Source organism: Actinomycetospora sp. CA-084318 (genome assembly GCF_050955885.1).
Classification (GTDB): Bacteria; Actinomycetota; Actinomycetes; order Mycobacteriales; family Pseudonocardiaceae; genus Actinomycetospora.
Window position 1 is genome coordinate 718,703 of the sequence record NZ_CP192098.1, and the last position, 24,928, is coordinate 743,630.

Here is a 24,928-nt window from a genome sequence, read left to right on the forward strand (position 1 = left end):
CGACGACTGCGACGTCCGAGTGATCGACGTCGTCGGCCTGTCGCCCCATGGTGTCGCCCGGTAACGACGCCTCCGTCCCGATCGCTATGGGGGCAGCGTCGTCGGGGGAGGAACACCGTGGGAAGTCGGGTCCGGGTGCTGGGAGCACTCGTCGCGTTGGCCCTGGTCACAGGGCCGGTCACCGCGGCGGCCGCCGCGCCGGCCCCGGCCGCACCCGTCGTCGGGACCGCACCCGAGCCCCCGCCGGTCGCGCCCCTGCCCGCCGCGCGGGCGGTCGAGCCGAAGGTCGAGCGGGAGGCCCTCGGGGCGCCCGCGCCGTCGCCGGACTCGGCCGACGCGCGGCAGGCCTCGAGCCCGGACCCGCTCAAGCTCGTCGCCGTCAGCTGGACCGGGCCGACGCCGGACGTCATCGAGCTGCGTAGCCGGCTGGCGAACGGGACCTTCGGGGCCTGGACCCGGGTCGACCCCGTCGATGCCGAGCGGGACGGCCGACGGGCGGCCGTGGCCGCCAGTGAACCGGTGTGGGTCGCCGACAGCCGCGAGGTGCAGGTGCGCGCGGTCGACGACGGCGCTCCGGCCACCGCGCGGATGGCGCTCACCTCCATCGACCCGGCGACCACCGGCAACGACGCCCGCGCGGTCGCGGCCGCCACGTCCAGCCCGGGGCTGCCCAAGGTGGTGACGCGGGCCCAGTGGGGTGCGGACGAGAAGCTGATGACCTGGCCGCCGGAGTACACCCCGACGGTGCGGGCCGTGACGATCCACCACACCGCGGGCACGAACGCCTACACCGCGGCCGACTCGGCGGCCATCGTGCGCGGCATCTACGCCTACCACGCGAAGACCCTGGGCTGGGGCGACATCGGCTACAACGTGCTCGTCGACCGGTTCGGCACCGTGTTCGAGGGCCGCAAGGGCGGACTCGAGCGCCCGGTGATCGCGGCCCATGCCGGCGGGTTCAACCGCGAGACCTTCGGCATCGGGATGATGGGCGACTTCACCTCCGTCGCCCCGCCGGCCGCCCAGATCGAGGCGACCGCACGGCTCGCGGCCTACAAGCTGGGCGGGCTCTACCGCGATCCGCGGGCCACCGTCACGCTGACCAGCGCCGGCGGCGGGACGTCGAAGTACCCCAAGGGCCGGGCAGTGACCCTGCCGACCGTCTTCGCGCACCGTGACGTCGGGGCCACCGAGTGCCCGGGCAACACCGGCATCCGGTCGATGCCGACGATCCGCGACCGGACGGCCGCCCTCGTCGGCAACCTCGCGACGAACCCGATCCGCACGAAGTGGCTCGCGCAGCGCACGCTGCTCGCCGAGCCGTCGGTGGTCGAGAGCCCGACCGCGCAGAACGCCCGGGTCACCCGCTTCTCCGGGTCGAACGGCTCGGTCTACTGGTCGTCGGGGACCGGGGCGTGGTCGGTCGTCGGCGAGATCAACCGCAGGTACGACGCGCTCGGGGCGGCCTCCGCGCCGGTGGGCCTGCCGACGGCCGACGAGCGCGGCACCCCGGACGGCCGCGGCCGGTTCTCGCAGTTCACCGCCGGCTTCGTCTACTGGACCCCGCAGACCGGCGCCTGGCCGGTGCGCGGCGCGATCCTGTCGACGTGGGCGTCGGCGGGGTACGAGCGCTCGACCTACGGCTACCCGCGCTCCGACCAGTACGCGGTCAGCGGCGGGGTGCGCCAGGACTTCGAGCGCGGCTCGCTGTTCGCGCCCACCGGCTCGTCGACGGCCCGGCGCGTCTGAGCGGCCGCCTCGCGAGGTGTACGTCAGGCAGGTTCGGGCGCTCCGGGACCTGCCCTCCGTGAGTCTCGCGGGCGGCTCGGCTGTCGCCCGCTCGGCGAGGTGTACGTCAGGCAGGCTCGGGCGCTCCGGGACCTGCCCTCCGTGAGTCTCGCGGGCGGCGGAGTCCCGGCCGCGCGACCCGTCGTCCGGAACGAGCGAAGGGCCCCCTCGGTCGATCTACTCGGCCGAGAGGGCCCTTCGCTCAGGACGGCAGACGGATCAGCGCTGGAACCGCTCTGCGATCTTCGACGCGGCGTCGGCCACCGTGCGGGCGGCCCGCCCGGTGACGTCCTCGGCGGTCGCCCGGGCGTCGTTGGCCAGCTCCGTGGCCTTCTCGGTCGCCTTCTCCGTGGCCTGGTCGAGCCGCTCGCGGACCGAGGGCGGCTCGATCGTGGCGTCCGGACCCGGCGTCAGGATGGTCTCGTCGCCGTTGTCGTAGCGCACCCGGTACGGCGGGCCGTCGGTGCCGAGCACGGCGACGATCGTGCCGATGCGGTCGGGGGCGTCGACGGAGTTGGCGTGCAGGGTGATCCGGTCACCGACGTTGGCGCTCATGCGGCGCTCCCTTCGAGGGCTCTGCCCGGTCAGGTACCCCGTGCGACCGGGAAGATCACGGAACGACGACGGGGCCCTCCGTCCGGTGGACGAAGGGCCCCGTCGTGGGTGGATCAGCTCGCGAGCGAGGGCTGGTCGACCGTGAAGGTCAACGCCTCGTCGGCCACGTCGACCCGCACCCGGTCACCCGCGCCGAGCTCGTCGCCGAGCAGCATCGAGGAGAGCCGGTTGCCGACCTCGCGCTGGATGGTCCGGCGCAGCGGCCGCGCCCCGAACTCCGGCTGGTAGCCGTGGTCGGAGAGCCAGTCGACGGCGGCGGTGGAGAACTCGACGGTGATGTCGAGGGACTCCAGGCGCTCCCGCGTCTCGGCCAGCAGCAGGTCCGTGATGGTCCGCAGCTGGGCCTGGTCGAGCCGCTTGAACACGATGACCTCGTCGATCCGGTTGAGGAACTCCGGCCGGAACGACTCCCGCAGCCGCGGCATCAGCCGCTCCTGCAGGGACTGGTCCGGGTTCGCGCTCGACGGCGCGAAGCCCAGGGCCTGCGTGTTCGTGGTGATCAGCTCCGACCCGACGTTGCTGGTCATGATCAGCACCGTGTTGCGGAAGTCGACCGTGCGACCCTGCGAGTCGGTCAGCCGTCCGTCGTCGAGCACCTGCAGCAGCGTGTTGAAGACGTCCGGGTGGGCCTTCTCCATCTCGTCGAGCAGCACCACCGAGTACGGCCGACGGCGGATCTCCTCGGTCAGCTGCCCGGCCTCGCCGTAGCCGACGTACCCGGGGGGCGAACCCACCAGGCGCGACACGGTGTGCCGCTCGGAGTACTCGCTCATGTCGACGCGCACCATGCGGTCCTCGTCGCCGAACATCGCCGCCGCCAGGGCCTTCGCCAGCTCGGTCTTGCCGACGCCGGTGGGGCCGAGGAACAGGAAGCTGCCGATCGGCCGGTCCGGGTCGCCCAGGCCGGCGCGCGAGCGGCGGACCGCCTCGGCGACGGCGCGGACGGCGTCGTCCTGGCCGACGACCCGCTCGTGGAGCTGGGCCTCCAGCCCGAGCAGACGCGACCGCTCGGTCTCGGTCAGCTGCGCGACCGGGATGCCGGTCGAGCGGGAGACCACCTCGGCGATGTCCTCGACGTCGACGGTGAGCACACCGTCCCGGCCGGCGGACCGCTCCTGGCGGGCCTCCTCGAGGGCCTGCGTGGCCTGGGCGACCTCGTCGCGCAGGGCGCCGGCACGCTCGTAGTCCTCGTCGGCGACGGCCTGGTCCTTGTCCCGCTGCAGCGACTCGAGCCGACGCTCCAGCTCACGCGTGTCGGTGTGCGGGCCCTTGGACCGCAGCCGCTTCCGCGCCCCGGACTGGTCGACGAGGTCGATGGCCTTGTCGGGCAGGAACCGGTCGGTGACGTACCGCTCGGAGAGCTCCGCGGCGGCCGTCAGTGCGTCGTCGGTGAAGCGGACCTGGTGGTGCGCCTCGTACCGGTCGCGGAGCCCGTGCAGGATCGCGATCGTGTCCGCGACGCTGGGCTCGGGGACCATGACCGGCTGGAACCGGCGCTCGAGCGCGGCGTCCTTCTCGATGGACTGCCGGTACTCGTCGAGCGTCGTGGCGCCGACGATGTGCAGCTCGCCGCGGGCCAGGGCGGGCTTGAGGATGTTGCCCGCGTCCATGCCGCCGCCCTCGCCGGATCCGCCGGCCCCGACCATGGTGTGCAGCTCGTCGATGAAGACGATCAGCGTGTCGGAGTGCTCGCGGATCTCGGCGACGAGCTTGGTCATCCGCTCCTCGAAGTCACCGCGGTAGCGGGTGCCCGCCACCATGCCGGTGAGGTCGAGCTGGACGATCCGCTTGCCCTCGAGCTGCTCGGGGACGTCGCCCGCGACGATGCGCTGCGCGATGCCCTCGACGACGGCGGTCTTGCCGACGCCCGCCTCGCCGATCAGCACCGGGTTGTTCTTGGTGCGCCGCGAGAGGACCTCGAGGGTCTGGTCGACCTCGTCCTCCCGACCGATGACCGGGTCCAGCTCGCCGGCCCGCGCCTTCGCGGTGAGGTCGACGCCGAACTGGTCGATGGTCGGGGTGTCCGAGTCGCCCGCCGGGGCACCGGCCTGCGGCGACGGGCGGCCGCCCGAGGAGGCGCTGCGCTGCAGCGACTGCGGGTCGACGCCGCGGGACTGCAGCGCCTTCCCGGTGGGCGAGTCGGGGTTGGCCGCGAGGGCGAGCACGATGTGCTCCGGGCCGATGTAGCTCGCCCCGAGCGCCCGGGAGATCTGGTGGGCGTCGAGCAGCGTCCGCTTCGCCGTCGGCGTGAGGGCCGGCGGCTCGCCGGTGGCCTCCCCGCGCGGGAGCTGGCCGTCGGCGTACCGGGCGAGCTCGTCGGTGTCGACCCCGGTCCCGGCGATCAGGGCGCGCAGCGGCGCGACCTGGAGCCCCGCGAGCAGGAGGTGCCACGCGTCGAGGTCGGTGTTGCCCCGCTCGACGGCCTGGGCCGCCGCGGTGCCGACGAGACCGCGGGCCTGCTCGGTCATGAGGGCGGTGATGTCGATGCGCTGGGCGCCCCGCGGCGAGTTGCCGCCGAGGAAGCGCGCCAGGAAGTCGTCGAACTGGCCGGACCCGGGGCCGCCGGGACCGAATGCGCTGGTCATGCGTACCTTTCCTGGAGGGTCCTGCCGCCTGCGACCGGTGGTCTGCGGCGGCTGTCGTAGGGCTCAGCAACCGCCGGTCGGGATTCATTCCTGAGTCGGTGTGACTCAGGTCTGATCCGTTCCCGACGACGGGCGTGAGCGGCTCCGGCTCAACCTGTCACCCGCGGTGGGTGTTCCCCGTCGCGCCCGGATGTCACGCCCCCGACCCGAGGGGTAGTCAGGACGACATGACGACCGCACACGAGGTCCACCTCGCCCGCCGCCCGCAGGGCTTCCCCACGCCCGACGACTTCGCCCTGGTCGAGCGCGAGCTCCCGGCGCCCGGGTCCGGCGAGGTCGAGGTGGCGAACCGGTACTTCTCGGTCGACCCCTACATGCGGGGCCGGATGAACGACGTCCCCTCCTACGTCCCGCCGTTCCGGCTGAACGAGGCCATGGACGGCCGCTCGGTCGGCGAGGTGACCGCCCTCGGCGACGACGTGACCGACCTCGCCGTCGGCGACCTCGTCCTGGGCAACCTCGCCTGGCGCGACCACGGCATCTCGAAGGCGAAGCACCTGCAGAAGGTCTCCGACGTCGAGGGCGTCGACCCCCGCGCCTACCTCGGGGTCCTCGGGGCGCCGGGCCTGACCGCCTGGGTGGGCCTGCTCGACCACGCCGCCTTCCGGTCCGGTGACGCCGTCTTCGTCTCCGGGGCCGCCGGTGCCGTCGGCAGCCTCGTCGGGCAGATCGCGAAGCAGAAGGGCGCGTCGCGGGTGATCGGCAGCGCCGGCTCGGCGGAGAAGGTCGCCTGGCTGACCGGCGAGCTCGGGTACGACACGGCGTTCAACTACAAGGACGCCCCGGTGCGCGAGCAGCTGGAGAAGGCCGCCCCCGACGGCATCGACGTCTACTTCGACAACGTCGGCGCGGACCACCTCGAGGCCGCCATCGCCGTGGCGAACGACCACGCCCGCATCGCCGCCTGCGGGGCGATCGCGCACTACAACGACACCGACGACGACGCCACACCCGGCCCGCGCAACCTCTTCCAGATCGTCAAGAAGCGCCTGTCGATCCAGGGCTTCATCGTCACCGACTCGCTCGACCGCTTCCCGGCGTTCCTCGAGGAGGTGACGCCGTGGGTCGCCGACGGGCGGGTGCGGTTCGCCGAAACCGTGACCGAGGGCATCGACCACGCCGTCGACGCGTTCCTCGGCCTGCTGCGCGGCGAGAACACGGGTAAGGCGCTGGTCCAGGTGCGCTGACGCGCCCGTGAGTACTTCTGACGGTGATCACCGTCAGAAGTACTCACGTGGCGAAGCCACCTCCGTCGGTCCGCCACACCACGACGACGGCGGGCCGGGCCGGGCTGGTCCCGCCGTCCGGCCAGTGCGAGGCCGGGCGGTCCAGGGACGCGTCGTCGACCTCGCCCGGGTGCTGCACGCACACCATCGCGCAGTTCGCCATGATCACCGGACCGCACGTCTCGGCGCCCTTCGGCACGGTGAGGAACTGCTTGACCCGCCCCCGGTCGGCCCCGGCGAGCGACACCGCGAACAGCCCGTCGTTCGAGTCGAGCGCGTTGCCGTCGGTGGAGACCCACAGGTTGCCGTGCGTCGGGTCGAAGGCCACGTTGTCCGGGCAGGAGATCGCGCTGACCTGGTCCTTCGCGAACCCGCCGTAGTAGGTGTCCGCCGCCGTCGGGTCGCCGCAGACGAGCAGCAGCGACCAGGCGAAGGTCGTCGCTGTCGGGTCGTTGCGGTCCTCGACGAGCTCCAGCACCTGGCCGTTGGTGTTCTCGCGGCGCGGGTTGGCGGCGTCCGGGCCGGCGGCACCGGGCTCGACGCCGCGCTCGTCGTTGTTGGTCAGCGCCATGTACACCGCGCCGGTGACCGGGTGCGGCTCGACGTCCTCGGGGCGGTCCATCTTCGTGGCGCCGACGACGTCGGCGGCCTGGCGGGTGAACAGCAGGACCTCGGTGCCGGAGAAGCCCGGGACGAAGGACCGCGCGGTGCCGTCGGGACGTGACTCCACCAGCGGGCGCCACTCGCCCCGGCCACCCGAGCCCCCGTCGGGACGGGGCTCACCGGTGAAGGTCGCGACGAAGAGCGTGCCCTGGTCGAGGAGTGTCTGGTTGAACGCGCGGTCGGCGGGCGCCGTGCCGGGGCGAGCCTTCGCCGAGGACACGAACTTGTAGGCGTACTCGAAGCGCTCGTCGTCGCCCATGTACGCGACGGTCGTGCCGTCGGGGAGCACCCGCACCGTCGCGCCCTCGTGCTTGAACCGGCCGAGCGCGGTGTGCTTGCGCGGCGCGGCCGCCGGGTCGAACGGGTCGAGCTCGACGACCCAGCCGAACCGGTGCGCCTCGTTCGGCTCGCGGAGCAGGTCGAACCGCGGGTCCGCGGTCTCCCAGAGCCGCTCGCTGGCCTCGCCGTCGAGCCCGAGGCGCTCGTAGCGGGCCTTCAGCACCGGGTCGGCGACGGCCGCGCCGTTCGCGAAGTACTGGTCGATGTTCTCCTCGCCGGAGAGCACGGTCGACCACGGCGTCGTCCCGCCGGCGCAGTTGTTGAGCGTGCCCAGCACGGTCCGGCCCTCGGGGTCGGCGGTCGTGCGCACCAGCGGGTCGCCCGCCACGGGGCCGGTCAGGGTGAAGGGCGTCGTCGCGGTGACGCGACGGTTCAGCGGGTCCTGCAGCACGGAGGTCGGCCGTCCCGACGACGGATCCAGCGACACCGCGACGACGCTCATCCCGTGCGCGGCCATCCCGATCCGGATCTGCTCCGGCGTCGGGGCCGTGGCGACGTAGCCGGGGTGCATGAACGGCTCGGTCGTGTACTCGTGGTTCGCGACGAGCAACGCCCGGGTCGGGTCGCCGGGGATCGGGATGACGGCGAGGAAGTCGTTGTTGAACCCGAACTGCAGGGCCTGCTTCTCGGCCGTCTGGCTCGCGACGTCGAAGGTGGGCGCGCCGGTCACGACGGGGTCGCCCCAGCGGATGAGGACCTGCTGCGAGTAGCCCTCGGGCACCGTCACCGCGTCGGCGGTGTTCGGCGGCACCGCCGTGAAGCCCAGGCCGGGAGAGGGCGGCACGGGGGCCGACGGCGAGGTGGGAGCGGCGGCCGCGCCGCCTCCGGTGCCGGTGCCGCAGGCCGCCAACGCTCCGGTCGCCCCGACGACGAGGCCCGCGGACAGCACGCTGCGCCGGCTCACGGTGCCGGCGACCACCTCGCGGAAGGTCGGGTTGTCGCTGCGGTTGCGCACCGGGGCGTCGCAGGCGTCACCGCACTTGTAGCGGCAGTGCGTGGCGGAGCGGCGGTGTCCGGTGCGGGTGAGCAGCGGCAGGAGACGGCGGTTCACGTGGGGGAGCTCCCGGTCGTCCGATCGTGTGGTGGTCAACCGGACGGTAGGCACCGATCGCGGACAAACCGGGCACGGGAGACGAACGTCGGATGAACGAGGGTCAGCGCACCGCTGCGGCCGGCCGCTCCGCGGTGCCGAGGCCGACGTGCCGATCGCGGGCCGCCCCGAACCCGGCGACGGTGAGCGGGACGAGCATCACGAGCAGCGTGAGCACCGGCCAGGTCCAACCGCCGGTCAGGTCCCGGATCGCGCCCAGCGCGAACGGCCCGGCCGCCGCCACCACGTAGCCGACGCCCTGCGCCATGCCGGAGAGCTCCGAGGTGTGCGCCGCGTCGGGCGAGCGCAGCGTGATGAGGGTGAGACCCAGGGAGATCCCGACGCCCTGACCGAGTCCGATGATCACCATCCACAGGGCGGCGGTGCCGTCCGGGGCGAGGAGCAGGCCGAGGTAGCCGACCACCCAGAGCCCGATCAGCAGGCCCACCAGGTGGAACTGGGTCGGACGCCGGGTGGCGAGGACCGGGGTGAGCGCCGAGGTCACCAGGGAGGCCAGACCCGTGAGCGAGAGCAGGAGACCGGCCTCGGCGGGGGTGCGCCCCCGCTCGACGAACAGCGTCGGCGCCCAGGCGGTGAACGAGTAGAACTGCAGCGACTGCAGGCCCATCAGCAGCGTCACCTGCCACGCGAGCGCGGAGCCCCACAGTCCGCGGACCGGGGCCGCCGGGGCGGCGGGAGGCGCCGCCGCGGCCGCGCGGCGGGCCCGCAGCACCCAGGGGGTCCACAGCACGATCGCGAGGCCGGCCCCGATCGCCCAGAGCGCGAGGGCCGGACGCCAGCCGAGCCCGGTCGCCTGCTCGATCGGCACCATGACGGCGGCCGACAGGGCGCCGCCCGCCGAGATCATCGTCGAGTACGCGCCGGTCATCGCGCCGGTGCGGTGCGGGAAGTCGCGCTTGACCACGACGGGCATCAGCGTATTGCCGATCGCGATCGCGACGCCGGCCAGCAGGCTGCCCGCCAGCAGGGCCGCGAGGGAGGGCACCAGCCGGACGAGGATGCCCGTCGTCAGGACGAGCAGCGCCACCAGCAGCGTCGTCTCGAGCCCGAGCCGGCGCGCCACCCGCCCCGCCACCGGGGCGAGCAGTCCGAAGCAGAGCACCGGCAGCGTCGTCACCAGCCCGGCGACGGCGCTCGAGATCCCGAGGTCCGCGCGGATCTGGGCGACCAGCGGCGACACCGCGACCACCGCCGGGCGCAGGTTCAGCGCGATGAGCAGGACGGCGACGACGAGCAGGGCGGTCCGGAGGCGCGACGTCGACACGCCGACATCCTTACATCGGGCAACTACCGGTGATGCCTCCCGGGCGACGTGTGCTTCGTCCCGCTGTGCTGCGTGGAGGGCGGTGCGCCGGCGGTGTCGGCCACCGTCCGCAGGTCGAAGGAGAGGAAGTCCCGGCTCGAGGTCTGCAGGTAGTGCTGGGCCCCGACCTGCTCGCCGGGGAAGAGCTGGAAGGCGTCGGGCTGCGGGTTGCCGGTGGGGTGGAAGTACGCGCCGGTCACCCACGCCGGGTTGATGTCCAGCTCCATCCCGCGGACCACGCCCGCGCTGCGCAGGATCTCACCGAGCGTGCACACCGACAGCGCCGGACCCCCGACGTAGACCTCCGCACCGGTCGCCGTCACGCCGAAGGCCGACCGGTTGATGTAGGCGGCCTGCCCGACGGTCGACCCCCACTCGGCGGTGCCGCCGGTGGCGCAGGTCGGGTTGACCACGCCCTGGTCGACGAGCGGCACCAGGTTCTGGCGCACCGCCACGACGTCGGGGCCCATCCGGACCTCGCTGCCCCACGCGCCGACGTCCGCCGTGCCGTCCTTGCGGATCACGAGGCTGGCCGCGCCGGGGACGAGCGGCCGGGCCTCGCGGCCGTCGAGGTACCAGCCGCCGTGGCTGTCGCCCTGCAGGCGGAAGCCCGCGGAGAAGGCGGCGACGACGGTGCGCTGCTCGGTCGCGTCGATCGACGGGGGCACCGACCAGGTCCCGCCCGGGTCCTCGGAGCCGGGGTGCAGCACGCCGCGCACCAGCGTCGGGTCCATCCACAGCACGCCGACGGTGAACGAGGTGTGCTGGGCGTCGGGGCGCACCGAGGCGACGCGGACCGCGTCCCCGTGCGGGGTCGACACCACGGTCTGCCACTGCCCCTCACCGGGCAGCGGCGAGAGCCCGGCGGGCGCGGGCAGGGGCGGCGGGGCGGGGCTGCCGCCGGGCCGGTCGGCGACCGCGCCGTTCGCGTGTGGGATGCCGCCGACCGGGGCGCCGCCGGTCGGCGGCTGGTCGAGCTGGTACTGCGCCGACTCCAGCGCGGTCACCACCGACCCGAGCCCGTGGTCCCGGCCCCACTCGGCCAGCCGCGCCGCGACCGTGTCCGAGCCGGGCCGGGTCAGCGCGTGGACCAGCGACGGTGCGGCGATCACGCCGACGAGCAGGACCACCACGACCAGCGCGGCGAGCGTCCGGCGGAGCCACCGGCGCCGCGGCAGCAACCGGAACCGCCTCCTCCCGACGACGGGTCGGGTCGGCTCGGGTCCGGTCGGCTCGGGCGTGTCCACCCGGTCGTCGGGGCGCTCGATCCGGTCGGTGGGTCCGGTCCCGGTGGGGTCGAGAGCGGACGGGGAGTGCGGGGCCACGAGTGGTCATCGTGCTCGTGACCTGCGGCGTCACCGTGAAGCGGGGTGTCCTCGGTGACACGTGTCGCGGGCGATCGGATTGCGTTGTCCGGGTTCGTCCAGGGGTGTCCGACTTCCGCGCGAGGGTGACGTGGGGCAGGTCGACGGGCCGCCGCGGATGCCTGGTGTGCAGCTCGCGGACAGGGCGGCTCGCGACAGGTTCGGGTCCCCCCGGGAACGCGTGAGGGGAACCCTCACGCCACGAGAGCGCTCGAGGGTTCCCCTCACGCAGGGAGCCGGGCGGGCCTACGACGCCGGGCGCACCGTCAGCAGCAGGTGGTCCTTGCCCTTCGACCGCAGGGCCGCGTCCCACCCGTCCTTCGTGGCCGCCGTGTAGAGGAAGGCCTTCGACGGGATGCGCAGCGGCGAGCGGAACACCGCGTCGACCGTGACGGCCCCGTCGGTGCGGCCGGCGAGCGCGGCGAGCACACGCGCCTTGGACCACATGCCGTGCGCGATGGTGCCCGGCATCCCGAACGCCTTCGCGGCGAGACCGTTGACGTGGATCGGGTTCACGTCGCCGGACACCGCGGCGTAGCGGCGGCCGATGTCGCCGGGCACCGTCCACACCGCGTGCGGCCGGTCCCCGACGTGCGGCTCGGGCTCCGGCGGCGCCGCGTCCGTCGGCTCCTCGGCGCTCGCCCCGCGCACGAAGTAGGTCGAGCGCGAGTGCCACGCCGCCTCGTCGTCGGGAAGGCCGACCGAGGAGACCAGGTCGACCTGCGCGCCCTTCGGGTGCGCCACGAGGCGCTCGGCGTGCACGCGCACCACCAGGGGCTCCCCGACGGCGAGCGGACGCTGCTGGGTGATGACGTTGCGCAGGTGCACCATGCCCGGCGCGGGCAGCGGGAACTCGCGGTCGGTCATCAGCCGCATCTGCAGCGGGAACGCCAGCATGTGCGGGTAGGTGATCGGCAGCTCGCCGCCCACCCGGAACCCGCAGACGTGGGCGTAGTCCGCCACCGCGTCGGCGTCGATCGTGGCGTTGACCAGCTCGAGGGTCCGGTCGGGCAGCGTCTCGCCACCCGACCGGGCCGTCAGCAGGGCCCGGCCGTACAGCGCGCCCAGGGTGGGCGGGCTGTCGAGGGTCTCGGTCGGCATCAGGCCCCCAGGTAGTTCTGGCCGTCGACGCGCAGGACCTGCCCGTTGATCGCGTAGGAGGCGCCCTGCGCGAACCAGGCGATGGTCTCGGCGACGTCGATCGGCAGCCCGCCCTGGGTCAGCGACGAGAGCCGGCGGCCCGCCTCGCGGGTGCCGACCGGCATCGCCGCGGTCATCGCGGTCTCGATGAACCCGGGCGCGACCGCGTTGATCGTCGCGTCCTTGTCCGCGAGCAGCGGGGCGGTGGCCTCGACCAGCCCGATGACGCCGGCCTTCGAGGCGCCGTAGGAGGTCTGGCCGCGGTTGCCCGCGATGCCGGCCATCGACGAGACGGTGACGATGCGCCCACCGCGGTGGAACCCGTCGTCGTCGGACGACGCCAGCAGCACGTCGTTGATCGCGAGCTGCGAGTTCAGGTTGACGTCGATGACCGAGTTCCAGCGGTCGGTGTCCTGGTTCGCGAGCAGCTTGTCGCGGGTGATGCCCGCGTTGTGCACCACGATGTCGATCCCGCCGTGGCGGCGGCAGTGCTCGAGGATCGCCTCGCCCGCGCCCTCGGAGGTGATGTCGAGCTGCAGCGCCGTGCCGCCGACGTCGTTCGCGGTGTGGGCGAGCGCGTCGCCCGCGGACGGCACGTCGACCGCGACGACCGTCGCGCCGTCGCGGGCCAGCGTCTGCGCGACGGTCCGGCCGATCCCGCGCGCGGCGCCGGTGACCACGGCGACCTTGCCGGTCACCGGGTGGTCCCAGTCGGTCCCGGCGGAGGAGCCCGCGTAGCCGGGCACGGTGCCGACGTCGAGCCGCTGCCCGTCGACGAACGCGGACCGGGAGGAGAGGAAGAACCGCAGCGTCGACTCGAGGTCGTTCTCGGCCCCGTCGGCGACGTGCACCAGGTTCACGGTGGCGCCGTAGCGCGCCTCCTTGGCCGCCGAGCGGACCAGGCCCTCGAGCGAGCGGCGGGCGGCCCGCACGGCGGGGCGCTCGGCCTCCGCCGGGACGTCCCCGACGACGAGGATGCGGCCCGACGGGCCGACCCGGCGCATCACCGGCGTGAGGAACTGCTGGATCGCGGCGAGGTCGCGCGGGCTGGACAGCCCGGTGGCGTCCAGGACGGCCGCGGCCACCTTCGAGGACGACGAGCCGCCCCCGATCGGGGCGGCCGGGTCCTCGTGGACCTCCACGCCGGCGTCGGCGAGCACGGCCCGGACGACCTTGGCCACCCGGCCGTTCGCGGTCGCGGTGCCGAGCAGGGCGGCCCCGGAGAGCAGCGGCTGGCCGGGCTGCCAGCGACGCAGCTTCGGCACCGGGGGCAGGCCGACGTTGCCGGCGATCGCCCGGCCGAAGCCCGAGTTGACGAAGTCGGAGTACCAGTCGTGCGACATGGACGTGTCCCTTCTCAGGCCTCGAGGATGGCGACGACGCCCTGGCCGCCGGCGGCGCAGATGGAGATGAGCCCGCGACCCCCGCCGTTCTCGTGCAGGATCTTCGCGAGCGTCGGCACGATGCGGGCGCCGGTCGCGGCGAACGGGTGGCCGGCGGCGAGCGAGCTGCCGTGCACGTTGAGCTTGGCGCGGTCGATGGAGCCGAGCGGCGCGTCGAGCCCCAGGCGCTCCTTGCAGAACTGCGGGCTCTCCCACGCGGCGAGCGTGGCGAGCACCGTCGAGGCGAAGGCCTCGTGGATCTCGTAGAAGTCGAAGTCCTGCAGGGTGAGGCCGTTGCGCTCGAGCATCCGCGGCACCGCGTACGCCGGCGCCATCAGCAGGCCCTCGTCGCCGTGCACGTAGTCGACGGCGGCGGTCTCGGCGTCGACCAGGTGCGCGAGCACCGGCAGCCCGCGCTCGGCGGCCCACTCGTCGGAGGCGAGCAGCACCGTGGCGGCGCCGTCGGTCAGCGGCGTCGAGTTGCCCGCCGTCATGGTGGCCTCGGCCTTGTCCCCACCCGCGGGGAAGAACACCGGCTTGAGCTTGCCGAGCTTCTCGGCCGTGGAGTCCGCGCGGAGGTTGTTGTCCTTCGTGAGCCCGAGGAACGGGGTCATGAGGTCGTTGAAGAACCCGGCGTCGTAGGCCTTCGCCAGGTTCTGGTGCGACAGCGCGGTGAGCTCGTCCTGCGCGGTCCGCTCGACGCCCCAGTGCGCGGCGGTGATGGCGGCGTGCTCGCCCATCGCCATGCCGGTGCGCGGCTCCCGGTTGGCCGGGATCTCGGGGACGATCTGCCCCGGGCGCAGGCCGGCGAGGGCCTTGACGACGCCGGCGGTGGACTTCGCGCGGTTGGCCTCGAGCAGGACCTCGCGCAGGTCGTCGTTCACGGCGATCGGGGCGTCGGACGTGGTGTCCACCCCGCCGGCGATGCCGACCTCGATCTGCCCGAGGGCGATCTTGTTGGCGATGAGGATCGCGGCCTCGAGGCCGGTGCCGCACGCCTGCTGCACGTCGTAGGTCGGGGTGGCGGCGGAGAGCCGCGAGCCGAGGACGGCCTCACGGGTGAGGTTGAAGTCGCGGCTGTGCTTGAGGACGGCGCCGGCGACGACCTCGCCCATGCGCTCCTCGGTCAGCCCGAACCGGGCGACGAGACCGTCGAGCGCCGCGGTGAGCATGTCCTGGTTGGAGGCGCGCGCGTAGGCGCCGTTGGAGCGGGCGAACGGGATGCGGTTGGCGCCGACGACCGCCGCGCGACGGGGGCTGGCCATGGGGTCCTCCAGGGAGGTTCGGGCTTGGTTACTCAAAAGTAGCAGGTACCGTGGGTGCCGTGAGTCGTCGTTCGCATCGTCACGAGGACGAGGGGTCGGGTCGGCGTGGCCGCCGTGCCTCGTCGCCGGAGGGCGCTGTGACCGACGGCGCATCGGAGCAGGACACTGCCCCGCCGCCCCGTCGCGACAAACGTTCGAGTCGGTGGGACGAGCACCGGCGGGCCCGGCGCCAGGAACTCACGCTCGCGACGATCGTCGCCATCCGGCAGTTCGGCCCCGACGTGGGCATGAGCCAGGTCGCGGCCCAGGCGCGGACCTCGAAGACCGTGGTGTACCGGCACTTCGCCGACAAGTTCGACCTCTACCAGGCCGTCTGCGAGCGGGTGGGCGCCGTGATCGTGGCGCAGGTGGCCGAGGCGATGCGGACCGCCGGGCCGCCGCAGCAGATCCTCCGGCAGGGCATCGACGCCTACCTCGCCCTGATCGAGCGCGACCCCGACATCTACCGCTACGTGATGCGCCCGCCCGGCTCGGACCGCACCGCGTCGGCGGGCGAGGGCGACTTCGTGGGCGACCTGACGTCGTTCATCGGCGACCACGTCGGCGAGATCATCACCACCGAGCTGCACCGGCAGGGCCGCGACCCGGCGCCGGCGGTCACATGGGGGCACGCGGTCGTCGGGATGGTCCGGTCGGTGGGGGACCACTGGCTGACGGCGCGGCCCGAGGTCGCGCGCGAGGTCATCACCGACGAGGTCGCCGACCTCGCCTGGGGCGGGCTCGACCGCACCGTCAACTCCTCGGCCGCCTCCGCCTGAGCGGGTGACGCGCCCCACGCGGGGAAGCGGGTACTCCCGGTACGCGGTACAACCGTGGTTACCGACCAGTAACAAGCACCGAGGAGGCCTCACCGATGGCCGCTCCGCTGTCCCTGCCGTCCGACGTCACCCCCGCCGCCGTCGCCGCGGTCCGCCGCTCCCTCGACGGCCGTTGGTCCTGGCTGCGGGACGAGATCCGGGGTCGGGACGACTTCGCCGATCTCCGGGTGGCCCCGGGCACCGACACCGAGAGCTACCGCGCCCGGGTCTGGGACATGCTCGGGCAGCTGGCCGCCGACGGCCACGCCGTGCACGGCTTCCCGACGGCGGTCGGCGGTCGCGGCGACATCGGCGGCTCGGTCGTCTCGTTCGAGATGCTCGCGTTCGCCGACCTGTCGCTCCAGGTCAAGAGCGGCGTGCAGTGGGGCCTGTTCGGTGGCGCCATCCAGGCCCTGGGCAACGCCGAGCAGCAGGCCCGGTACCTGCCCGCCGTGATGGACCTGTCGTTGCCCGGCTGCTTCGGGATGACCGAGACGGGCCACGGGTCGGACGTGCAGTCGGTGCACACCACCGCCACGTACGACCCGGCGACGCAGGAGTTCGTGGTCGACACGCCCACCGAGTCGGCCCGCAAGGACTACATCGGCAACGCCGCCCGGGACGGGCGGATGGCCGTCGTCTTCGTGCAGCTGTGGTCCGCGCCCGAGGGCGAGGCGCCGGCCCGCCACGGCGTGCACGCGGTGCTCGTGCCGTTGCGCGACGAGCAGGGCGACGTCCTGCCCGGCGTCGAGATCACCGACGACGGGCACAAGGAGGGACTGAACGGCGTCGACAACGGCCGGCTCGCCTTCCACGGCGTGCGCGTGCCGCGGGAGAACCTGCTCGACCGCTACGGCACCGTCGCCCCCGACGGCACCTACTCCAGCTCCATCGAGAGCGAGAACCGCCGCTTCTTCACGATGCTCGGCGCGCTCGTGCGCGGCCGCATCAGCGTCTCCGGCTCGGCGGTCGGCGCCGCCCAGCTCGCCCTGACGATCGCGCTGCGCTACGCCGAGGCCCGGCGTCAGTTCGCGGCGCCGGGCGGTGCCGGCGAGATCGTCATCCTCGACTACCTCGCCCACCAGCGGAAGCTGCTCCCGCTGCTGGCCCGCACCTACGCGCTGCGCCTGGCCCAGAACGAGCTCGTCGAGATGCTGCACGACATCCAGACCGAGCGGGAGGCCGGCGGCTCGGTCGACGAGAAGCGCCAGCGCGAGCTCGAGTCCCGTGCCGCGGGCATCAAGGCGCTGTCGACCTGGAACGCCACCGAGGTCATCCAGGTCTGCCGTGAGGCGTGCGGCGGCCAGGGTTATCTCTCGGAGAACCGGCTCGGCACGCTGCGCACCGACACCGACGTGTTCACCACGTTCGAGGGCGACAACACCGTCCTGCTCCAGCTCGTGGCCAAGGGCCTGATCTCGGGCTACGCCGACGACTTCGGCAACCTCGACACCCTGGGCACGATCCGGTTCGTCGCCGACCAGGTGCTCGACACCGTCGCCGAGCGCACGTCGTTGCACCAGCTCGCCGAGCGGCTGCGCGGTGCGGCGGCCGGCGGCGACGACGAGGCCGTCCTCGACGCGTCCTGGCAGATCAAGCTGCTCGACGACCGCGAGGAGCACACCCTCGACGGGCTGGTCCGGCGGCTGCGTCCCGCCCGCGGCAAGGGCGTCTCGCCCGACCGGGCGTTCGACATCTTCAACCGGGCCCAGGACCACCTGCTGCACGCCGCCCGGGCCCACCTGGACGGGCTGGTGCTCGACGCCTTCAACCGGGCCTGCGAGGCGCAGACCGACCCGGAGGCGCAGCAGCTGATGCGCTCGCTGTGCGACCTCTACGCGCTGAGCGTCGTCGAGCAGGACAAGGGGTGGTTCCTCGAGCACGGCCGCATCTCGGCGGCACGGTCGAAGGCGATCACCGCCGAGATCAACGAGCTGTGCCTCGGGCTGCGCCCGCACGCCCGGGCGCTGATCGACGCGTTCGGCATCCCGGAGGCCTGGATCGACGCGCCCATCGCGACCGGCGCGGAGACCCGTCGGCAGGACGAGGCCATCGCGCACACGGGGGCGCGGGGCGCCTGAGCCCCGTCCGGAACGAACGACGCGTTCGTGCGGAGAGAAGCCACGAACGCGTCGTTCGTTCGTCCGGGTACGGCCGCGTTCCGGTGTGAAACCGGACGCGAAGGGTAGAAGGTGGTCACCCGGCCCCGATCCGAGAGGACAACCGACGTGACCGAGCCCTTCCCGCAGGGCCAGTGGGATGCCGGCACCGCCACCCCGCCGCCGAAGCCGAAGAACGGCATGGGCACGGCAGCGCTGGTGTTCGGCATCCTCGGCCTGCTGACCTGCTGGTGGCTGCCGATCGTCGGCTTCCTCCTCGGGCTGCTCGCCGTCATCTTCGGCGTCATCGGTCGCGGCCGGGTGCGCAAGCAGCAGGCGACCAACGGAGGCGTGGCGCTCACCGGTCTGCTGCTGGGCCTGCTCTCGGTGATCGTGAACATCATCCTGATGATCGTGGTCGGCGTCGGGCTCTTCGCCTTCTTCCAGTCCGGCGGCGGGAACTCGCTCGACCAGCTGCAGCAGTGCCTGTCGCAGGCGCAGAACGCCGGCAACCCGGCCGCGGTGCAGCAGGCCCTGGCGCAGTGCCAGGAGCAGTTCCAGTCGCAGCTGCCGAACCTCGGCGGGGGCGGCGGGCAGTAGACCCCGGTACGACGACGGGCCCCGGCACCTGATGGTGCCGGGGCCCGTTCGCGTCGTGGGTGTCCGAGCCGGGCGATGAGCCGCCTCGCGGCGCGTGGCACACCAGGGCTTCAGCCGAACGATCGTCCCTGGCGGCTCTTATTATTGAGACCCGGGGGCACATGGCGCCCGGCCCGGACACCCGATCCAACCACGCCCGCCGTCACGATGTTCCCGCCCCGGCCGGGAAATCCCGTCCGGCCGGCACCACGGCCAGTCCGTCGGCCACCGCGCGCAGGGGGGACGAGGACGGGACGTTCACGACGCCGAGCCGTCCCCCGGCCGGGCGTCGCACCATCTGCGTCGACCCACCGCCGTCGAGGGCGACGGCCTGCGGGATGCCGAGATCGGTGACCAGGCGTCCGAGTTCGGCGAGCGTGGCCCCGACACTCGCCTCCTGGCGGCCGTCCACGGCGATCAGGAAGAGGGTCCGGCCGTCGGCGGAGAGCCCGACCGCGGTGCGCGGGGCGCGTTCGGAGGTCTGCAGTCCCGGCCACGGGGCGCCGTCCCGGACCAGCGCGAGCGCTCCGAGGGCGGTGCGCAGCGGCGGGGTGTCGGGGGCGAGGGCGGTCCAGCGGGCGTCGACGGGGTCGCCGGGACGCAGGGCCCGCATCCCCGCGGCGGCCGCGTCGCGGGCGACCAGGGCGACCTCCCCGGCGGGCACCGCGGTGGTCCCGACCGGTCCGACCGCCACCGCCTTCCCGGCCTTCACCCGCACCTCCACGGCGTCCCGGGCGCACGGGGCCTTCGCGTCGGTGTCGCTGCCGCACACGGTGCGGGCCCGGGTCGCCCCGCCCCACGCCGGCGTGAACGCCGCGACCCCGCCGACCGGGACGGCGTAGAGGTTGAGTCCGGCGAGCGGCACCTCACGCCCGGCGAGGCGCACGGTGCCGGAGAACAGCACGCGCCCGATCCGGCCCACCCCGTCGGTGCCGATGCCGAGGACGGTGTCCGGGCTCGACCCGGGCGGTCCGGGTGGGGCGGGCCGGCGCCCGAGGGGGACGGCGGACTTCACCAGGGCCCCGTTCTCGAGCTCGACGCCCACCGAGGCACCGGTGCCGCCCTGGTCGAAGAAGTTGCCGTTGACCCCGCCGATCGCCCCGGCGCGCGCGGCCAGGTCCGGCACCGTGCCCACGGCGCTCACGACGGCCGGTCGGAGGAGACGGATCGCCACCGTCCGGTTCGCGAGGTCGACCCGGATCAGGTGTCCGCGCACCCGGCCGGCCGCCGCGGTCGTCGTGAACTCGCGGTACTGCGTGCCCGGCACGTCGTCGGCGCGCGCGCCGAGCAGGGCATCGAGAATCCGGCCGTCGGAGGACGCCGGAGGAGGTGGCGCCGGGGGCGTCGGAGGCGGGGCAGCGAGGGCGGTCGGGGCGAACACGACCACCGCCAGGACGGTCGTCGCTGTGACCCTGCCTACTGCCATGACGCTCCTTACGGCTGTTCGGAGCACCAGCGTCGCCCGAGTGGGCGTGCAGGGCGGGCGACGACGCGACGGGAGCGGCAGAGTTCCCCTCGTCGGGTGGCGTGGCGGGCCTCACGGGGTAAAGGGAACTCAAAGGCTTCCCCATGTCGTTGGACAGGGGAATCGACAGTTGGCCGGTAGGAGGCTGAGGTGACCGTCCCGTTCTGGGTCTGGGCTGCGACGGTCGGCGGCATCGCCGTCCTCGTCGCGATCGACATCTGGCACGCCCGCTCACCCCACGAGGTCAGCTTCCGCGAGGCGACCCTGTGGTCGGTCATCTACATCGTGGTGGCGCTGGCCTTCGGGGTCGGAGTCTGGATCTTCATGGGCTCCCAGTCGGGCGTCGAGTACATCTCGGGCTGGCTGGTCGAGAAGAGCCTCTCGGTCGACAACCTGTTCATCTTCGCGGTGATCCTGGCGCAGTTCGCGGTGCCGAAGCGGCATCAGCAGAAGGTGCTGCTCTGGGGTGTGATCGGCGCGCTCGTGATGCGCGCGATCTTCATCCTCATCGGCGCCGCGGTGATCAACGCGTTCAGCTTCGCCTTCGTGATCTTCGGGGCGTTCCTGCTCTACACCGCCTACGGCCTCGTGCGCTCGCACGGTGACGAGCCGAAGGACATGAGCGACAACGTCGCCGTGCGCCTCACGCGCAAGTTCGTGACCGTCCACGAGGAGGACACGAAGCCGGGCGACAAGCACGACGGCCAGCTCTGGCGCAAGGTCGGCGGCAAGCTCGGGGTCACGCCGCTGTTCATCACCGTCGCGGTGATCCTCTCGGTGGACCTCGTCTTCGCGCTCGACTCGATCCCCGCGATCTTCGGCATCACGCAGAACGCCTACATCGTGTTCACCGCGAACGCGTTCGCGCTGCTCGGCCTGCGCGCGCTGTACTTCCTGCTGGTGGGGCTCCTCGAGCGCCTCGTCCACCTGTCGTACGGCCTGGCGTTCATCCTGGCCTTCATCGGCGTGAAGCTGATCCTCCACTGGCTCCACGTCGACATCAACCCGGCCATCCCCGAGGTACCGACCCCGCTGTCGCTGGCGGTGATCCTCGTGACGCTGACGGTCGTCACCATCACGAGCCTGTACGCGACGCGGGGGCTGCCGCCGAAGGAGGAGGCCGGGACCGCGTCCACGGGACCGGACGACCACGACGACTCCTCGCACGGGACCCCGGCGAGCGGGACCTCGTCGAACGGGACCTCGTCGAACGGGACCGGTGCCCCGGCCGCCGCGGAGGAGCCGGCGGACGCCTCGCGTCGGACCTGATCGCCGCACCACCCCCCCCACGAGCGGGCCGTCCGTCACCGCAGACCGGTGACGGGCGGCCCGTCGTCCGTCGGGGAGTGCGGCGATCCGCACCGTATGTGACGCACTCCGCCGCACACGGGGCGCTCAAGCGCGCCGTGTCACGGTGGAGGGCGTGACCTCACGCGCCGACCGCGACCGAGACGAGACGGGACGGGCCCGCAACGCCCGGCCCCGCGACGCCGCCGGGCGCCCCCTGCCGCCCGGTGCGGCCGGCGTCGGGCGGGTCGACGAGGACGTCGTCCTGCCGCCCGACGAGGCGTTGCGCGAGGCGCAGCGCCTGCTCGACGGCGGGTTCCCGTTCCACGCCCACGAGGTGCTCGAGGGTGCGTGGAAGTCCGGGGCCGACGACGAGCGGGCCTTCTGGCAGGGTCTCGCACAGCTCGCGGTGGGCCTCACCCACGCGCAGCGCGGCAACCGGCGGGGCGCGGTCTCGCTGCTGCGGCGCGGGGCGGACAACCTCGGCTCGGGGGCGTCCGTGGCCGGGCGGCACGGGGTGGACGCCGAGGGGGTCGTCGCATGGGCGCAGACCCGCGCGGACGCCGTCGAGGCCGGTGGGGAACTCGACGTCGGGACGCCGCCGCGGCTCGTGCGCTGACCGTTTCGGTCGCGACCGGCCGTGGGCAACCGCCGCCCGGACGAACCATCCCCGACGGAGGAGCCCCGCATGGCGAACGAACTCTCCGGCAAGCGCGTCGCGATCCTCGCGGCCAGCGGCGTGGAGCAGGTCGAGCTGGAACAGCCGCGCCGGACGGCCGAGGACGCGGGCGCGACCACGACGCTGATCTCGGTGGACACGGGCGAGATCCAGGCGATGAACGGTGACATCAACCCGGGGGACACCTTCACCGTGGACCGGGCGATCGCCGACGTCTCGGCCGACGACTTCGACGCCCTGATCCTGCCGGGCGGGACGTGCAACCCGGACACGCTCCGGCAGAACGGCGACGTCATCGCCTTCGTGCAGGCCGTCGCCGGGGCGGGCAAGCCGATCGCCGCCATCTGCCACGCGCCGTGGACCCTGGTCGAGGCCGACCTCGTGCGTGGTAAGCGCCTCACGTCGTTCCCCAGCCTGCGGACCGACATCCGCAACGCCGGCGGCACCGTCGTCGACGAGCAGGTGGTCGTCGATCAGGGCCTGATCACGAGCCGCAACCCGGACGACCTCGACGCGTTCTGCGCGACGATCGTCAAGGAGTTCGCCTGAGCGGGAGGACCGTCGCGGGCCGGGGCGACGCGCGCGGCATGATGCGCGCGTGACCGCTCCCGGCCTGTTCGACGCGATCCTCGCCCGCGGGGGCGCCCGCGAGGCCGTCTCCGACCGGGCCTGGCTCGACGCGCTGCTCGAGGCGGAGGCCGCGCTGGCCGCGGCGGCCGCGGACGCGGGCACGCTGGAGCGGTCGACCGCCGACGCGGTGGGGCGGGCGTGCACGGCCGACCGCGTCGACGTCACCGCTCTCGCTGTCGACGCCGCCGCCTCCGGGAACCCCGTGGTGCCGCTGGTCGCGGCGCTGCGGGCGGTGCTGCGCGCCGACGGCGAGGACGAGGCGGCCGCCGCGGTGCACCGGGGCGCCACGAGCCAGGACGTGATGGACACGGCGTCGATGCTCGTGGCCTCGCGGGCCGTGGCGGCGCTGACCACGGACCTGGTCGCGGCGGCCGACGCGGCGGCCTCCCTGGCGCGGACGCACCGCGACACCCCCGCCGCCGGACGCACGCTGCTGCAGCAGGCCGCGCCGGTGACCGTCGGGCTGCGCGCCGCGGGCTGGGCGGCGGGTCTCGACGACGCGGTCGCGGCCCTGCGCGCGTGGCGCCCCACGGTCCAGCTCGGCGGGGCCGTCGGCACGCTCGCGGCGTTCGCCGGCGACGGCCGGGCCGTGCGGGCGGCGCTGGCCCGTCGGCTGGAGCTCGACGAGCCCGTGCTCGCGTGGCACACCGAGCGGGGGCGGATCGCCGCGCTCGCCGGGATCCTCGGTCGCGCCGGTGCGGCGGTGGGGTCGGTGGCCACCGACCTCGTGCTGCTCGCCCAGACCGAGGTGGCCGAGGTGCGCGAGGACGTCCCCGGCCGCGGCGGGTCCTCGACGCTGCCGCACAAGCGCAACCCGGTCGGTGCGGTCTCCGCCCGCGCCGCGGCCGTGGCCGTCCCGGGCCTCGTCGCCGCCGTGCTCACGGCCGCGTCCGGCCACGAGTACGAGCGGGCCGCCGGCCCCTGGCACGCGGAGTGGGTCCCGCTGCGCGAGCTCCTCCGCACGACCGGGTCGGGCGCGGCCTGGCTCGCGGACTCGCTCGGCCACCTCGTGGTGGAGCCCGCCGCCATCGAAGCCGCGCTCGGCGTCACCGGCGGGCTGCTGCTCGCCGAGAACGTCACGACGATGCTGCGCGGCCGGGTGGCCGACCCGAAGACGCTGGTCACCGCGGCCGCGTCCACCTCGCTCGACTCCGGACGCCCCTTCGCCGAGGTGCTCGCCGAGGCCGTGGCGGGCACCGACGTCACCCGCGCCGAGATCGACGCCGCCCTCGACCCGTCGTCGCACACGGGGGAGTCCGCCGCCCTCGTGGACGACTACCTCGCCACCCGTTCCCAGGAGGACCGACCGTGAACAGCGACCTCGACCCCGCCGGCCTCGCGACCCGCCGGGAGGTGCTCGGCGACGAGCACGTCGACCGCGCGATCGCGAACACCGACGAGACCACCGCGGACTTCCAGGCGTTCATCACCCGGTACGCGTGGGACGGCGTGTGGAACCGGCCCGGCCTCGACCGGCGCCAGCGCAGCATCGTCACGCTCTCGGTCCTCGCCGCCCTGCACCACGACGGCGAACTCGCCATGCACGTCCGCGCGGCGGTGCGCAACGGCCTCACGCGGGAGGAGATCCGTGAGGTGCTCCTGCAGGTCGGGGTCTACGCGGGCGTCCCGGCCGCCAACCGCGCGTTCGGGGTGGCACAGAAGGTGCTGGCGGAGATCCCCGAGGACTGACCGGTGCTCCTGACGCGGACCGCCCGGAGGTCCCGATACCGTGGGAGTCCGGGCGGTGCGGTCGAGGGGACGAGGGTGCGGGGACGATTTCTGCGGGTCGCGGTGGCGGCGGCCCTCGTGGTGCTCGCGGCGGCCTGTTCCTCCGAGGAGCAGCTCGCGACGCCGCCCGTCCCGACGTTCCCCGGGCCCGGCGCCGCGGCCCCGGCCAGTGCGCCGCCGTCCCGGTCGACGCTCGTGCCGACCGACTGCAACCAGATCCTGTCGAAGGACGACCTGCCGAACCTGCTCGGCCTGCCGCTGGGCACCGTCGACGTGCGGTCGCTGCGCGACGTCCCCGCGCCCTCGGTGGGACGTCTCGAGCGCGTCACCTGCACCTACACCTCGACCGGCGGCCCCGGCGCCGCGCCGCAGGGTGCGCAGGTGCTCAAGCTGCTGACCAGCGGCTACAACTCGGCCGAGGCCGCGCTCGCGCAGGTCGCGGTGAACAACCAGGTGCTGCAGGGCGAGGGCGTCACCGGCGTGGCGACCCCGATCGGCGCGGCGCAGGGGACGTTCTTCTCCGATCCCGACGGGCCGATCCTCGTCGTCGCCTACCGGCAGGTGACGGTGAGTCTGACGCTGACGCGCGGCGGTGCGATGTCCGCCGACCAGCAGCGGTCGTTGCTCGTCGACCTGGCGCAGCGCGTGCTGCCCGTGCTGGTGCCCGCCGGGTCCTGACCCCGCCGTCGTCTCGCCGCCCCGG

General features: G+C 73.8%; 20 protein-coding genes. 11 read left to right on the forward strand and 9 right to left on the reverse strand.

Annotated features, from left to right (window positions below; genetic code table 11):
* The first annotated feature begins 117 nt into the window (after nucleotides 1-117).
* A complete protein-coding gene (locus tag ACQPYX_RS03535; RefSeq protein WP_433801547.1) occupies nucleotides 118-1,749 on the forward strand; it encodes an N-acetylmuramoyl-L-alanine amidase in 1,632 nt (543 codons plus the stop codon).
* Nucleotides 1,750-2,007: 258 nt separating this feature from the next.
* On the opposite strand, the gene ACQPYX_RS03540 is transcribed toward ACQPYX_RS03535, so the two are convergent.
* Together ACQPYX_RS03540 and ACQPYX_RS03545 are read right to left on the reverse strand one after the other, a co-directional pair.
* Nucleotides 2,008-2,343: a DUF1918 domain-containing protein gene (locus tag ACQPYX_RS03540; RefSeq protein WP_433801548.1), complete on the reverse strand. Its 336-nt coding sequence runs from the start codon at nucleotides 2,341-2,343 to the stop codon at nucleotides 2,008-2,010.
* Between the two features lie 113 nt (nucleotides 2,344-2,456).
* Nucleotides 2,457-4,988, reverse strand: coding sequence for an ATP-dependent Clp protease ATP-binding subunit (locus ACQPYX_RS03545; RefSeq protein ID WP_433801549.1), 2,532 nt, complete (start codon nucleotides 4,986-4,988; stop codon nucleotides 2,457-2,459).
* Between the two features lie 227 nt (nucleotides 4,989-5,215).
* Between ACQPYX_RS03545 and ACQPYX_RS03550 the strand changes: the two genes are divergently transcribed.
* On the forward strand, nucleotides 5,216-6,235 hold the full coding sequence (locus ACQPYX_RS03550) for an NADP-dependent oxidoreductase (protein ID WP_433801550.1): 1,020 nt from the start codon (nucleotides 5,216-5,218) through the stop codon (nucleotides 6,233-6,235).
* A 43-nt stretch (nucleotides 6,236-6,278) separates the two neighbouring features.
* Here ACQPYX_RS03550 and ACQPYX_RS03555 read toward each other — a convergent pair whose 3' ends face one another.
* The 6 genes from ACQPYX_RS03555 to ACQPYX_RS03580 form a co-directional block, all read right to left on the reverse strand.
* Nucleotides 6,279-8,327 carry a PhoX family protein gene (locus ACQPYX_RS03555; RefSeq protein ID WP_433801551.1) on the reverse strand — a complete coding sequence of 683 codons (2,049 nt, stop codon included), beginning with the start codon at nucleotides 8,325-8,327 and terminating at the stop codon, nucleotides 6,279-6,281.
* Between the two features lie 103 nt (nucleotides 8,328-8,430).
* Complete coding sequence (locus ACQPYX_RS03560) at nucleotides 8,431-9,651, reverse strand: CynX/NimT family MFS transporter (protein WP_433801552.1); 1,221 nt, start codon at nucleotides 9,649-9,651, stop codon at nucleotides 8,431-8,433.
* A gap of 23 nt (nucleotides 9,652-9,674) precedes the next feature.
* Entirely contained in the window at nucleotides 9,675-11,015 is a 1,341-nt protein-coding gene (locus ACQPYX_RS03565; RefSeq protein WP_433801553.1) for a hypothetical protein, read from the reverse strand.
* A 285-nt stretch (nucleotides 11,016-11,300) separates the two neighbouring features.
* The gene (locus tag ACQPYX_RS03570) at nucleotides 11,301-12,155 is read right to left on the reverse strand and encodes a MaoC family dehydratase (RefSeq protein WP_433801554.1); all 855 of its coding nucleotides are present in this window, start codon (nucleotides 12,153-12,155) and stop codon (nucleotides 11,301-11,303) included.
* Nucleotides 12,155-13,537 (reverse strand): 3-oxoacyl-ACP reductase, encoded by a 1,383-nt coding sequence (locus tag ACQPYX_RS03575; RefSeq protein WP_433801555.1) that lies wholly within the window; start codon nucleotides 13,535-13,537, stop codon nucleotides 12,155-12,157. Before ACQPYX_RS03575 ends, ACQPYX_RS03570 begins: the two co-directional genes overlap by 1 nt.
* Nucleotides 13,538-13,551: 14 nt before the next feature.
* Nucleotides 13,552-14,841 (reverse strand): acetyl-CoA C-acetyltransferase, encoded by a 1,290-nt coding sequence (locus ACQPYX_RS03580; RefSeq protein ID WP_433801556.1) that lies wholly within the window; start codon nucleotides 14,839-14,841, stop codon nucleotides 13,552-13,554.
* A gap of 137 nt (nucleotides 14,842-14,978) precedes the next feature.
* Between ACQPYX_RS03580 and ACQPYX_RS03585 the strand changes: the two genes are divergently transcribed.
* From ACQPYX_RS03585 to ACQPYX_RS03595, 3 genes are all read left to right on the forward strand, one after another.
* Nucleotides 14,979-15,659 carry a TetR family transcriptional regulator gene (locus tag ACQPYX_RS03585; RefSeq protein WP_433801557.1) on the forward strand — a complete coding sequence of 227 codons (681 nt, stop codon included), beginning with the start codon at nucleotides 14,979-14,981 and terminating at the stop codon, nucleotides 15,657-15,659.
* Nucleotides 15,660-15,754: 95 nt separating this feature from the next.
* Nucleotides 15,755-17,779, forward strand: coding sequence for an acyl-CoA dehydrogenase family protein (locus ACQPYX_RS03590; RefSeq protein WP_433801558.1), 2,025 nt, complete (start codon nucleotides 15,755-15,757; stop codon nucleotides 17,777-17,779).
* A gap of 147 nt (nucleotides 17,780-17,926) precedes the next feature.
* Nucleotides 17,927-18,397: a DUF4190 domain-containing protein gene (locus ACQPYX_RS03595; RefSeq protein ID WP_433801559.1), complete on the forward strand. Its 471-nt coding sequence runs from the start codon at nucleotides 17,927-17,929 to the stop codon at nucleotides 18,395-18,397.
* Between the two features lie 202 nt (nucleotides 18,398-18,599).
* Here the strand turns inward: ACQPYX_RS03595 and ACQPYX_RS03600 are convergent, their stop codons facing one another.
* Nucleotides 18,600-19,862, reverse strand: a complete 1,263-nt coding sequence (locus ACQPYX_RS03600) for a phosphodiester glycosidase family protein (RefSeq protein WP_433801560.1) — start codon at nucleotides 19,860-19,862, stop codon at nucleotides 18,600-18,602.
* 189 nt (nucleotides 19,863-20,051) lie between these two features.
* Between ACQPYX_RS03600 and ACQPYX_RS03605 the strand changes: the two genes are divergently transcribed.
* The 6 genes from ACQPYX_RS03605 to ACQPYX_RS03630 all read left to right on the forward strand — a co-directional run bounded on the left by ACQPYX_RS03605 (nucleotide 20,052) and on the right by ACQPYX_RS03630 (nucleotide 24,903).
* Nucleotides 20,052-21,170 (forward strand): TerC family protein, encoded by a 1,119-nt coding sequence (locus ACQPYX_RS03605; RefSeq protein WP_433801561.1) that lies wholly within the window; start codon nucleotides 20,052-20,054, stop codon nucleotides 21,168-21,170.
* Nucleotides 21,171-21,324: 154 nt separating this feature from the next.
* A complete protein-coding gene (locus tag ACQPYX_RS03610; protein WP_433801562.1) occupies nucleotides 21,325-21,807 on the forward strand; it encodes a DUF309 domain-containing protein in 483 nt (160 codons plus the stop codon).
* Nucleotides 21,808-21,876: 69 nt separating this feature from the next.
* Nucleotides 21,877-22,416: a type 1 glutamine amidotransferase domain-containing protein gene (locus ACQPYX_RS03615; RefSeq protein ID WP_433801563.1), complete on the forward strand. Its 540-nt coding sequence runs from the start codon at nucleotides 21,877-21,879 to the stop codon at nucleotides 22,414-22,416.
* Nucleotides 22,417-22,465: 49 nt separating this feature from the next.
* Nucleotides 22,466-23,809, forward strand: coding sequence for a lyase family protein (locus tag ACQPYX_RS03620; RefSeq protein ID WP_433801564.1), 1,344 nt, complete (start codon nucleotides 22,466-22,468; stop codon nucleotides 23,807-23,809).
* A complete protein-coding gene (gene pcaC / locus ACQPYX_RS03625; RefSeq protein WP_433801565.1) occupies nucleotides 23,806-24,186 on the forward strand; it encodes a 4-carboxymuconolactone decarboxylase in 381 nt (126 codons plus the stop codon). The genes ACQPYX_RS03620 and pcaC overlap by 4 nt, the downstream gene beginning before the upstream one ends.
* A 75-nt stretch (nucleotides 24,187-24,261) precedes the next feature.
* Entirely contained in the window at nucleotides 24,262-24,903 is a 642-nt protein-coding gene (locus ACQPYX_RS03630) for a hypothetical protein (protein ID WP_433801566.1), read from the forward strand.
* Nucleotides 24,904-24,928 lie beyond the last annotated feature (25 nt).

Excerpts from the sequence above, each read along its gene's own strand:
- ACQPYX_RS03540 (WP_433801548.1), bottom strand. The coding sequence starts at position 2,343 with ATGAGCGCCAACGTCGGTGACCGGATCACCCTGCACGCCAACTCCGTC.
- ACQPYX_RS03545 (WP_433801549.1), bottom strand. The coding sequence starts at position 4,988 with ATGACCAGCGCATTCGGTCCCGGCGGCCCCGGGTCCGGCCAGTTCGAC.
- ACQPYX_RS03550 (WP_433801550.1), top strand. The coding sequence starts at position 5,216 with ATGACGACCGCACACGAGGTCCACCTCGCCCGCCGCCCGCAGGGCTTC.
- ACQPYX_RS03570 (WP_433801554.1), bottom strand. The coding sequence starts at position 12,155 with ATGCCGACCGAGACCCTCGACAGCCCGCCCACCCTGGGCGCGCTGTAC.
- ACQPYX_RS03575 (WP_433801555.1), bottom strand. The coding sequence starts at position 13,537 with ATGTCGCACGACTGGTACTCCGACTTCGTCAACTCGGGCTTCGGCCGG.
- ACQPYX_RS03580 (WP_433801556.1), bottom strand. The coding sequence starts at position 14,841 with ATGGCCAGCCCCCGTCGCGCGGCGGTCGTCGGCGCCAACCGCATCCCG.
- ACQPYX_RS03590 (WP_433801558.1), top strand. The coding sequence starts at position 15,755 with ATGGCCGCTCCGCTGTCCCTGCCGTCCGACGTCACCCCCGCCGCCGTC.
- ACQPYX_RS03600 (WP_433801560.1), bottom strand. The coding sequence starts at position 19,862 with ATGGCAGTAGGCAGGGTCACAGCGACGACCGTCCTGGCGGTGGTCGTG.
- ACQPYX_RS03615 (WP_433801563.1), top strand. The coding sequence starts at position 21,877 with ATGGCGAACGAACTCTCCGGCAAGCGCGTCGCGATCCTCGCGGCCAGC.